At 34.2% G+C, this 11,550-nt stretch carries 9 protein-coding genes; 1 reads left to right on the top strand and 8 read right to left on the bottom strand.

The window, feature by feature from the left end; all coding sequences use genetic code 11:
- Positions 1-24 precede the first annotated feature (24 nt).
- The 8 genes from C8E03_RS17550 to C8E03_RS22070 all read right to left on the bottom strand — a co-directional run bounded on the left by C8E03_RS17550 (position 25) and on the right by C8E03_RS22070 (position 10,493).
- Positions 25-2,214 (bottom strand): alpha-galactosidase, encoded by a 2,190-nt coding sequence (locus tag C8E03_RS17550; protein ID WP_110291721.1) that lies wholly within the window; start codon positions 2,212-2,214, stop codon positions 25-27.
- 46 nt (positions 2,215-2,260) lie between these two features.
- Positions 2,261-3,097 carry a carbohydrate ABC transporter permease gene (locus tag C8E03_RS17545; protein ID WP_110291720.1) on the bottom strand — a complete coding sequence of 279 codons (837 nt, stop codon included), beginning with the start codon at positions 3,095-3,097 and terminating at the stop codon, positions 2,261-2,263.
- A gap of 17 nt (positions 3,098-3,114) precedes the next feature.
- Positions 3,115-3,990: a carbohydrate ABC transporter permease gene (locus C8E03_RS17540; protein ID WP_110291751.1), complete on the bottom strand. Its 876-nt coding sequence runs from the start codon at positions 3,988-3,990 to the stop codon at positions 3,115-3,117.
- Between the two features lie 104 nt (positions 3,991-4,094).
- Positions 4,095-5,420, bottom strand: coding sequence for an ABC transporter substrate-binding protein (locus tag C8E03_RS17535; protein WP_242993629.1), 1,326 nt, complete (start codon positions 5,418-5,420; stop codon positions 4,095-4,097).
- A 202-nt stretch (positions 5,421-5,622) separates the two neighbouring features.
- A complete protein-coding gene (locus C8E03_RS17530; RefSeq protein ID WP_094380414.1) occupies positions 5,623-6,543 on the bottom strand; it encodes an AraC family transcriptional regulator in 921 nt (306 codons plus the stop codon).
- A gap of 266 nt (positions 6,544-6,809) precedes the next feature.
- The gene (locus C8E03_RS17525; protein ID WP_110291719.1) at positions 6,810-8,804 is read right to left on the bottom strand and encodes a CotH kinase family protein; all 1,995 of its coding nucleotides are present in this window, start codon (positions 8,802-8,804) and stop codon (positions 6,810-6,812) included.
- A gap of 299 nt (positions 8,805-9,103) precedes the next feature.
- Positions 9,104-10,303: a sodium ion-translocating decarboxylase subunit beta gene (locus C8E03_RS17520; protein WP_110291718.1), complete on the bottom strand. Its 1,200-nt coding sequence runs from the start codon at positions 10,301-10,303 to the stop codon at positions 9,104-9,106.
- Positions 10,304-10,352: 49 nt separating this feature from the next.
- Positions 10,353-10,493 carry a hypothetical protein gene (locus C8E03_RS22070; RefSeq protein WP_170123045.1) on the bottom strand — a complete coding sequence of 47 codons (141 nt, stop codon included), beginning with the start codon at positions 10,491-10,493 and terminating at the stop codon, positions 10,353-10,355.
- A 153-nt stretch (positions 10,494-10,646) separates the two neighbouring features.
- Here C8E03_RS22070 and C8E03_RS17515 point away from each other — a divergent pair, with 153 nt between their 5' ends.
- On the top strand, positions 10,647-11,531 hold the full coding sequence (locus tag C8E03_RS17515) for a LysR family transcriptional regulator (protein WP_110291717.1): 885 nt from the start codon (positions 10,647-10,649) through the stop codon (positions 11,529-11,531).
- Positions 11,532-11,550 lie beyond the last annotated feature (19 nt).

Genomic DNA, 11,550 nt, shown 5'->3' with positions numbered 1-11,550 from the left:
TCTTTCTCAGATTAATAAATTTTATTATTTTACTTTAACGAAATGCACTTGCCACGACTGATATTCATTACTCATTTTCGGAATTGGAATACCCCCATACATCAAAGCGCTGCCACTATAAACTTTTTCTTTGTCCTGCTCCATATAATACCATGCTTTTTCCTCCAATCCTTTTAATTTAATATAAGAAACATAAGCATTACAGTGGGTATCCAGCGTAACTACATTTAAGAGAGCCTCACTTTTATCTTCTGAAGCAAATTCCCATGCTCCGATATCATGTTGTTTTTGTGGATTAACAAGCCTGTAGTACAAGCCATTGTGAATCAAGTTCCAATATTTTTTACAATTATTGATTTGCTGCTTCACTATCTCTTTCTCTTCTAATGTAAGTGTATTTAAATCCAGTTCATAGCCAAAGGTTCCAGCCATTGCCACGATACCTCTCGTTTTAATATTTGTGCTTCTTCCTGTCTGATGATTGGGCACTGCGGATACATGTGCACCTACCGTAGATATTGGGTATCCAAAAGAAGTTCCATATTGAATTGTAATTCTGTCTATGGCATCGGTATTGTCACTGCACCATATCTGTGGTGTATAATAAAGCATTCCACTGTCAAAACGGCCTCCTCCTCCGCTGCATCCTTCAATCAGTATATGTGGAAATCTTGTATTTAGTCGTTCTAAGAAGTCATATACTCCCAGTACATAATGGTAAAGAATCGTTCCATAATTTTGCTTTCCTGCTACTGCTGTATACACATTGGCTATACTTCGGTTCATGTCCATTTTAATATATTCTATATTGGTTTGTTTGAGAATGTTAGCAATCATATCAAAGATATAATCCACAACTTCTTTCCTTGAGAAGTCAAGAACTAATTGATTTCTTCCAAGTACTGGATTTCTTTCAGGAATGATAAAGACCCAATCTCTATGTTCTTTGTAAAGCTTACTGTCTTCCGATATCATTTCTGGTTCAATCCAAATACCGAATTTCATTCCCATATCATTGATTTTTTTCACCACATCTGCAATACTGCCACCCATTTTCTTTTCATTTACAAACCAATCTCCCAGTCCTGAATTATCACTGTCTCTTTCTCCGAACCACCCATCATCTAAAACAAGCATTTCAACTCCAAGTTCTGCTGCCTGTTTTGCTATATCAATGATTTTTTTTCCATTAAAATCAAAATAAGTGGCTTCCCAGTTATTAATCAGAATCGGTCTTGGTTGGTTTTTATAAATACCTCTGCAAATATGATTTTGGATTAGCTTGTGATATTTGTGCGATAGATTCGTCAAGCCATCCGCTGTATAAATATATGCTACTTCTGGAGTCTTTAATGTTTCATTTTGCTTTAACTCATATTCAAACATTTCATCTTGAAGTCCAATAATAATTCTGCTTTGATTATATTGATCCAATTCTGCCTCACACTTAAAATTCCCACTGTATAATAGCGATATTCCATAACAGCAGCCCATATCTTCCGTTGTCTCTTTTTCAGCAATAATAAAGAAAGGATTGTGTTGATGACTTGATGTACCACGTATGCTCCCAAAGGACATCGTTCCTGCTCTCAATGGTGTGCGTTCCAACATACGTTCCATTCCATGTCTGCCATGAAAATGCAGCATATCAAAGCTTCCCTCCATAAAGTCCAGACAGCCACTGGAGGCTTTTGTAATGATACAGCTTTTTTCTTTGATGTTTCTAATTTTTGCTGCTCTGGTGATTACATCTAAAGATTCAATGACCCCATAATAAAGAGTAACCTCAATTCCTGCCGCCTTATCTTCCAAAACGATTTCAAGTGTATTGGCTTCTTCTTCCTTAGCATAAACCGCTGGTAAGTTTTGAATTGCAAATTTACCCTTTCTGATGCAATGAGACTGATATCTCAAATCACATCCATAAATCCCTTCATCATTTTTCATATTAAAACCTGTGACACGATAATCTCCGGTTCCGTAGCATGGATATTCCTGAGGCAACGTATCCATAGAAAAACTACGATTTTCCTTTGCTTCATATGGATTTCCTGAGAACCCTCTATCATTATAAGTAACAAGATAGCTCATATCACCTTCAATTTTTTTCCCATAATAAAGATGCAGTAAGAAGCCAAATTCCCCCACTGCCATTTGATATGTAGTATTACGTGTATGAATTGTTATTATATTATTATTAATTTGAATCGGCATTGTTAATTTTCCTTTCTGATTTAATTATTTTGCTAAACTGTTATCACTAAAGCTTTCCTCCAGATGTTGCAATTCCTTCAATAAACTGTTTTTGAAAAATTAAATAAAGAATAATCATAGGTATACAGGCAATTAAGGATGCTGCCATAAGTTGTGGATAGTTAGAGCTGTATTGACCCTGCATAGTTGCCAGTGCTGCTGATAAAGGCATCTTTGATGCACTCATATTAACAACCAATGGCCACATTAAATCTTTATATGCGAACACGGCTGTAAAAATAGATAATGCAACCAAGGAGGATCGGGTTAATGGCATCATGATTTTTAAAAATGTTTGAAAAATATTACAACCATCTAATCTGGCTGCTTCCTCTAGCTCTTTAGGAAGTGTCATATAAGCCTGTTTCATTAAAAATGTGCCAAAAGCTGTGACGATTCCTGGAAAAACCAAAGAAAAAATAGTATTTGTCATCTTTAATCTGCTTACCATAAGATATTGCGGAACTATAAATATCTGCGATGGTATCATCATTTGGAACAGTACGACTGAGAACATCAAATTTTTACCTTTAAATTCTAACCTGGCAAATGCATATCCTGCCATTGTAGCGGTTAAGCATGCACATAATACACGCCAAAATATTAGCAGCAATGTATTTTTATAAAGCACTAAAAAATTCATATTATTCCAAACGGTTTGAAAAGCATCTAGATTCCACTTTCCCGGAAATATCACAAAAGGATTTACAGAGGTTGCCTCCCCAACTGTTTTGAAGGCAGTAAGAGCCATCCATACAAACGGCGTTATCATAATTATAGAAAAAATAGTTAAAATAAAATGTATGCAAAGTTTTTGTATTTTTCGTTTTACTGTTAGTGTCATATTGTTTCCTCTTTCCCTTAATTATAGAAAACCCATTTTTTCTGACCTTTCATCTGAACAAAGGTTATTAACATAATTACGGCTAATAAAAGCATAACAATTGTAGAACCATAGCCCTTATCTCCATAAGTAAAAGAATACTGATAAAATAAATACACAATGGACTGTGTATTTTTAAGTGCTGGATTCGTAATGTCCATTACCATATAAAGCAAATCAAATACCTGTAGTGCACCAATCACTCTTATAATCAATACAAAAAATATCGTCGGTGACAGCAATGGAACTGTAATTTTAAAAAATGCCTGAATTCCAGATGCTCCATCAATATCAGCTGCTTCATAATAATCATGGGGAATCTCTTGAAGCCCGGCTAAAAATAATACCATATTATAGCCAAGTATTGACCAAACACCTATAATACCAATGCTAATCCATGCAACGTTTGGATTGGAAATCCATTCAATCTTACTACCGAATAAATGATTAATAAGTCCAAATTGAGAATTATATAACCATCTCCAAACCATTGCAATAGCTGCAGGTGCTGCTACCATTGGCAGAAAAAAAATAGCACGATATGCACTTCTTCCGCGTATTTTTCTATTTAAAAATACCGCAAGTATCAATGCAATAGAAATGGAAAACGGTACTTCTATCAGGGTATATTTAAAGGTATTCCATAGTGATCTCCAAACCTCTGTATCGTGAAGCAGCTTATTATAATTATCAAAACCTATAAATACATTACCCTTTCCAAAATCTCCCGTTTTAAAAAAAGACTGGTAAATGGTTTCAAAAATAGGAATGATATTTAGTACAAGCAAACCTGCCATAGTTGGTAAAATAAATAACCATCCCCAGATAAACTGACTTTTTTCCCAAGAAGTCATTCTTTTTGTATTAATCTTGTTTGTGGATTTCAAAGTATCATCTCTCTTTCTTTATTGAAACAACGGGCGGGTTTCCCCGCCCATTCTATTCATTTTCATCTTACTTAATTATTTTCTTTTGCTATAGCTGCATTCATTTCTTGTGCATAATCTATGCAAGTCTGTTTCATTAAAGAAGTGTCTGCCCAGGCTTTAGCCAAAGCAGTCTGTGCCGCACTTGACCATACTGTTGAATTATAGGAATATGGTCTTAAAACTAATTGATTGGTTACATCATTACTTGATTCCTTTGTTATGTCTAGATATGCCTGAAGGTTGAAGTTATCGGTACAATTTACCCATGCATCTGAAGTATTCTGATACGCTGACATTGTTACACCTAATTCTGCCTGCTTTAACTGCATTTCTTTACTTCCTAGCCATTCAAGCAATGCCCAGCAATCATCCGGTCTGTCTGTTTTTGCATAGGCACTCCATCCCAAACCATTACATAATGAAACTCTTTCTTTTGTCTGTGCATCAAAAGGAATAATTGCCACATCACAATTTTCTTTCATATAATCATTTTGAAGAAAACCTGCTGTCATCCAAGAGCCTTGAGTAATCATGGCTACTGTACCTGACTGCATTAAAACGTCTGTGCCTGTTTCTGACATGGTTGTAGAACTCGGGCATGCATCCTTAATTAACTTACCTACGTATTCCATTGCCTTTATTGTATTTTCATTGTCATAACCAGATGTTTTATGATCCTCTGATATAATATTACCGCCCATCGAATATACCATATTGTAGTAAGTATCTTGATCATTGGAAGGGTTCAATGCAAAACCATACTGAGAGCCGTCATCCTTTGTTAATTTAACTGCCGCTTCATACAAGTCATCCCAAGTCCATGTTTCATCGGGATAAGATAAGCCTGCTTCATCAAACATTGTCTTGTTATACCATAATGCAATGGTATCGTAATCTTTAGGAATTGCGTAATAAGAACCATTCCATGTATAGAGTTCTACTATTTCATCCATATAATTACTTAAATCAATTTTATCACTTTTTTCTATATAATCATCTAATTTTAATAGAATATCATTATTCATATACATTTGAGAATTATTAGAGTGCATCCAAAATACATCCGGCATATCTCCTCCCGAAGCACCGGCTTCTAGCAAAGTCCAATAACTGTCCCAATCCTTTACCTGTATATCTACTTTTATCCCTGTCTCTTGTGTAAACAAATCACAGATTTCCTGCAAACCTTCCTGTTGATTTGTATCCCATATAATAACCTCAAGAGGGTCCTTGTTTGTAACTGTTTGTTCTGTTGATTCTTCTGCACCAATGGCAGTACTCTGTTTGGAATTACATGCTGCTAAAGAAAGAACCATGAGGGACGTAATTAAAAGTGATAATATTTTCTTTTTCAAATCCTTATCCTCCTATATCCTATTGTTTGATTTATATAAATCTAATTATAATTATAGTAATTTCTAGGTATTAGTACATGGAATAATGTAATTACATTATGGATTAATGTACAATTTATACAATTTAAAGTGATTTTTAATATAAATAATACTTTATAAAAAAGAGAACACATTAGCTATTGCTCCTAAGTGTCCTCTTTTCTTACAAATGTTTGGCTTCAAATTTTCCCTTTTTATCTGTTTGTATCACCTCAACTTGCATCGCCCGATAAGCTTTTGGGCTTATATTATATTTTTGCTTAAAGATTTTTGAAAAAAAGAAAGAATCTTCATAACCGGATTCAGAAGCCACAATGCGAATCGGTTTTGTTGTATTTTTCAACAGATACGTCGCATTTTCCAGCCGTAAATGAATTAAATATTCTTGAGGCGACATATTTAGCTCTTTTTTAAAGCTTCCTGTTAAATGGCTTCTGCTAATTCCAATTGTATCAGCCAGTTCATCTATTTTAATTTTCTCTTTTATGTTAAGCCTCATATAATCCATCGCATATTTAACATATGTTGCACTTGGATAATCATGATTTTCTTTCCCTGCATAATTTTCGTTATTCTCCATCATCAGTGCAAACAATTCAAACAATTCGCTGATTCTTCTCAATTCATCTATACTTGTCAAACGTTTTGCTTTTAACATATTTATAATGCATGCTTTTTCTTGTTCAACATGTTTTAAATGAATGATGGGTTTTTCTTTTGAAAATCCCATCTTTTTAATAAATTCCTCTGAACGGTAGCCATGAAAACCTACCCAGGCATAACACCATGGTTCGATAATATCTGCTCTATAAAGCGTCTCAATTTCGGGATATATAATAAAGGCCTGACCTTTTTCCAGTTGAAAAACCTGATCACCCACTGTATAAGAGCCTTTTCCTTCATAAATAATATGAATCACATAGTTTTCCCTCTTGTATGGACCGAATTTATAACTTTTTTCACATCTTTCACAGCCACAGTAATCTAAACTAATTGCACTTGTTAAACTAAACTGATTATCAAGTTCTAAGTCTTCTAAACAAGTAAATCTCGCACTTTGTGTATATCCCACATACCTTTCCATACTGCCTCCTGACTCATGTTATTCCTCTTAATATGTCCATATGCTTTACATTTTTGTTATATCATTATTATATAGTAAGATAAATAATATTCAAGTGCTGAGTACTTATCTGCTCTAAAAATCAAAAATTATTGATGACAAGAAACTATTAATATTTTTTACTAAAAAATACGTCTGTTAAGAGTTTTCCTAACAGACGTGGGTTTATTACTATTACTTAATATTGTTTAAATTCTTATTTTTTGTAAAATACATTAATTATTATTTTATTGTGCACTTGTCGTGCCTGTATCACTTGTCGTGCCTGTATCACTTGTGGTGCCTGTATCACTTGTCGTCTCTGTATCACTTGTCGTCTCTGTATCACCAGTTCCATCTGCGTTTGTTTCAGTTGAGGTATTTGCATCATTTTGACCTGGTCTTCCTGGCATATCACCCTTTTGGTCTTTGCCACCACCTTGTGAACCCATATCCGATAGTGTAATTGCAGATGCATCTATTAACGTTGATGAATCCTGCTCCTGTCCTTGCGTAGTTGATGGAATAGTTCCATCTAACTGACCTTGAATACTCTGCATACGAAGTTCCATGAAGCTCTTTAAAGTAGAAACAGCAGTCTGGTATTCTTCGTAAGTACAAAAAGCAGTTGGATCAGTTTGTACATAACTGTCGATTTTAGAAACTAAGTTATCAACATGTTCGCTGAAATTTGCCATGTAGCCATCTACTAATTGCTGTAAGTACTCATGGTAGGTTGCTAAGTATTCTTCGTTGCTTAAAAGTTGATTGATTAATGGTCTATCAGCCATATCAACTCCTAGTACAGGGGTATCTATAGCCCAGTTTACACATTGTGAAGCGCTCTCTGACTGAAAACCTCCAAAAGCAAGATTATAATCCCATGGAAGAATAGATATTTTACTATCTTCTTCATAAATATAATAGTTTTGAGCCATTGAGGAGCTATAGCTGTCAAAATTGCAAAGTACTGTATGGGCAGCTAAATAACGAAGTATTTCATCAACATTAAAGTAAGTGTCAATATTTTCACCTGCATTAAGAGCCTTAATTGCTTCAATCACACGTTTTTGATCGTCTTCCGTTGTATGATTAAATGACGTATTCTCAAAAATGGAGCTGTAAGAGGAAATTTCATCATCTGTATATAATAATGCTCCTCCTGTTGAACTACCTCCCATTCCGCCGCCGCCTTTGCCGCCTCCCATTGACTCATCAGAAAAGTCTCCGTTTTTAATAGCTACCACCATATCAAGCATATCCTCAAGATCCATATTGGATGGTATACTAAAGTCCGCTTCTGTTAAACCAAGCTCTTCTAAATAGCTGGAAAGGCTAAAGCCTTCTTCTGCTGATTTTGTAATATAATCGTCAATGTCAAAACCATCTGGCAATGCGCTTGTTAAGTCACTTGGAGGTTCATTTCCACCTTGCATTTCAGGCGGCTCTGCTTGATTCTCGTTTGTTGTATCTTGAGCCTGTGCACTATCCGTTGTCTGTGTATCTGAACCAGTCGTAAGCTCAGTTGTCTGTGTATCTGCGGTACCAGACACATCTGCTGCCTGCCCATCCACATTTGATTGATCAGGACCTCCAGATCCGCCACCACCATTATTTACCATTTTAACATTGTACAAGTTGCCGTCATCATTTCCAAAAACACGATCACAGAAGCTGCTATCATATCCTTCTAAAGCGATATATAGCCCCCAGTATTCTCCGTTGACAGAAATTACAGCATAATTATAAAGTGAACTATATGCGCCTATATAATTCATCATATCAAACGCAATCATATCTTTCATATAAGTATTGTCTGATATAACATTATTAAGAACAAGCTTATCTAATCCATAACAAGTCTGATTTTTTTGATATTTATCAAACTTGACCTTAAAGCTATATCTGTCACTGTCACTTTCACTCACTGATCTAAGGCTTGAATTTCCTTTTGCTCTAATTGCTACATCTGAAAACAATTCATTATTAACCTCCATGTTGACACTAATGTATTCTTCATCAGACATATTATCAATCATATTCTGCCATTCTGTTTCATCTACTATGATATTTACTGTTATTGGATCGTCTCCAAACAGTTTACTTTCATACTCCATTGTTTTTCCCTGATTTGTAACTGCTGCACTGGCTACCTCACCGCCAGTTTCACTACTACAGCCTGATAATGTTCCAGCTACCATAGTAAAAGCTAGTGATACTGCTAATAAATTTTTAAATTTCATTATAAATCCTCCTTTACTATAAATATAGACGATATATTTGTCGGCTTTGTGTTAAATATATGAACTTTTTATGAATTCATATAAAATAACGGATTTTTTGTTGAAATTTTTTATTAATATACTGTGGATTTTGGTTTGAAACAGATTCAATGCCGGTATCTAATACGCACAAAGAACGGGGAAATACTTAAATTCTATATAGCTTTTATTATGAAAAAAGCTATATAGAATTTAAGACAAGAAAATAATGTAGAAAGCAAAAAGCAGACATCATATTATTCTTGATGTCCACTCATTATTTATTGCAATAAAGTGATATAAATAGCCGTTATGATAGCCGTTGTTATAACTCCGCAAATATTGGCTCCAAGTGCATAGTCTAAAATAAAGCTTGACATATTTACTTTCTGAACCTCTTTTTGTGCAACCTTTGCTGTTGATGGTACACAAGAAACTCCCGCTATACCTATAACTGGATTAAAATTTTTTCCTCTGATGAAATAAATCACATAGCCTCCGATGATCCCGCCAATTCCAGACAGTGCCAATGCAACCATGCCAAGAACTAAAAGCTTTAAAACATCAGGATTTAATAAAGTACTGGCATCACATAATACACCTAGCATTAATCCTAAGAAGAACGTGGCGAAATATAAGAAGCCATCTTCAATCAATTTAATATATTTTGTGATTCCGGATTCACGAATTGCAATTCCAAGAAAGAAGCTTAGAAATAGTGGTGCTGCAACCGGGAATAACAAACATAATACTGCATTAGCAATGACTGCAAAGATTAATTTTTCATTAGATGTAATATTGTGTTTTGGCTTAGTATCTACCACTACTTTACCTCTTAACTCCTTTGGAATTAAAAGCTTTATCAAATAGGGATAACCACCATAAGTTAAGCTTAGGTATAAATAAGCTACAATGGATATGGGTACAAAATATTCTGGTGCTAATTTTAAGGAGGCGAACAATACCATTGGACCATCTGCCCCTCCTATAATAGAAACTGCTGCGGCTGCTCCATCTGACAACCCCATCAGTTTTGCAAGTGGGTAGGTCGCAATCGTTCCAAGCTCTGCAAATAATGCAATTGTCATGCTGATGAAAGGATGCGCAAGCACATAGCCAATATCACATAAAATACCAATGCCCATAAATACTAAGCAAGCAATCAAACCATTGCTAAAAGTCAAGGTATAGATTGGCTGCAAAAAGTTGATTTGCATATACTTCATTAAATCATCTGTGCTTGTCAGTAATGGATTGATTATTAAATTTCCAATTTGATTATTTTCCATAAATAGCACACCTGTATTTATGGCGGACATTCCAAAGCCCATTGGTATCATAATTAATGGTTCTAAAGTTCCTTTTTTCCCTAAATAAACAAGTAAAAAGCCAAGAAAAATTAAAATGATACGAAAAATCACAATTTCAGGCTCCTGAGCAAACATAGTTCCAATGCCTTGAAATAAATCTAAAACTTTCATAAGAATCCCCTACTCTTTTTTGTATTTTGTAGTATAATACAGTTAGTATTTATACGTTTAAATTATCATCCTTTTTCACAGTAAATAATCGGATACCTGATAATAAAACCTTAATTAGAATGGCAATTCCATAAGATACAATAACACCAATTCCCATTACCTCAAATGGGACACTCATACTTAATAACATACTAATCGCTCCTTTTTTAAGTTATTGTTCAATTGTTCCTCTATTTAATATTAACAACTTATTGTTTTTTTTCAAATACATAATATCAATGCGTATCATTTACAAAAATTATGTGTTGTGTAAAAATATAACTATATTAAATTGGAGGTTGACATGGATTTACATTACTTAGAAATATTTAATGCTGTTGCGAAATATGAGAGCTATAAAAAGGCTTCTGAAGTTCTTCATATTAGCCAACCTGCGCTTTCTATTCAGATTAAAAAATTAGAAGCTCAAATTGGTCTTAAGCTATTTGACAAAATTGGGAATAAGATTTTTTTAAGTGAGAATGGGGTTATGTTACAGGAATACACCAAAAGAATCTTTAGTATTATAGAGGATTTGGAGACAGCTATTTATGATACACAAAGCTTTATCGGAGGAACCTTAAATATTGGTGGAAGTAATACTCCCGGTTCTTATATTTTACCTGATGTGATTGGTGAGTTTAAAAAATTATATCCCAGTACTAAATTTAGCTTGCACATAGGCAACACTTCTGAGATTTATCATTTAATTAATAATGGTACTCTGGATATTGCCGTCAATGGAGGAAGCTGTTTTTATAATGAGCATATTTATGTGGAAAAACTGTTTGCTGATAAATTGGTTATTGTTGCCTCTCCTCAAAACCCTTATTGCAATTATCCTGAAATTAATATTTCAGACTTAAGGAAAATGAGCTTTGTTGTTCATAAAACAGATTCTCAACTCTATACCTATTATATAAATTTTATTGAACAGATAAAAATACCGGAAAATATCAATATGTATCTTGGAAATGTAGATGCAATTAAAAGAGCTGTAAGCTCTAATTTAGGAGTATCACTCCTTCCTTATGTTGCAGTAAAATTTGAACTTCAGTTTGGCTTGTTAAAAATGCTTAACGTTCCTGAGGTACATATGGACTATCCATATAGCTTAATCTATAACGAAAACAAGGCATTGTCTGCCACTTCGAAAAAGTTTATCGATTTTGTGCGTTCTAGAATATAAGGTAATATAATTCTGATAT

It is taken from the genome of Lachnotalea glycerini (assembly GCF_003201285.1).
Lineage (GTDB): Bacteria > Bacillota > Clostridia > Lachnospirales > Lachnospiraceae > Lachnotalea > Lachnotalea glycerini.
This window is presented reverse-complemented; position numbering and strand designations above follow the sequence as displayed.

Coding starts and splice junctions, on each gene's coding strand:
- C8E03_RS17550 (WP_110291721.1), bottom strand. CDS start 2,214: ATGCCGATTCAAATTAATAATAATATAATAACAATTCATACACGTAAT.
- C8E03_RS17545 (WP_110291720.1), bottom strand. CDS start 3,097: ATGACACTAACAGTAAAACGAAAAATACAAAAACTTTGCATACATTTT.
- C8E03_RS17540 (WP_110291751.1), bottom strand. CDS start 3,990: ATGACTTCTTGGGAAAAAAGTCAGTTTATCTGGGGATGGTTATTTATT.
- C8E03_RS17530 (WP_094380414.1), bottom strand. CDS start 6,543: ATGGAAAGGTATGTGGGATATACACAAAGTGCGAGATTTACTTGTTTA.
- C8E03_RS17525 (WP_110291719.1), bottom strand. CDS start 8,804: ATGAAATTTAAAAATTTATTAGCAGTATCACTAGCTTTTACTATGGTA.
- C8E03_RS17520 (WP_110291718.1), bottom strand. CDS start 10,303: ATGAAAGTTTTAGATTTATTTCAAGGCATTGGAACTATGTTTGCTCAG.
- C8E03_RS22070 (WP_170123045.1), bottom strand. CDS start 10,493: ATGTTATTAAGTATGAGTGTCCCATTTGAGGTAATGGGAATTGGTGTT.
- C8E03_RS17515 (WP_110291717.1), top strand. CDS start 10,647: ATGGATTTACATTACTTAGAAATATTTAATGCTGTTGCGAAATATGAG.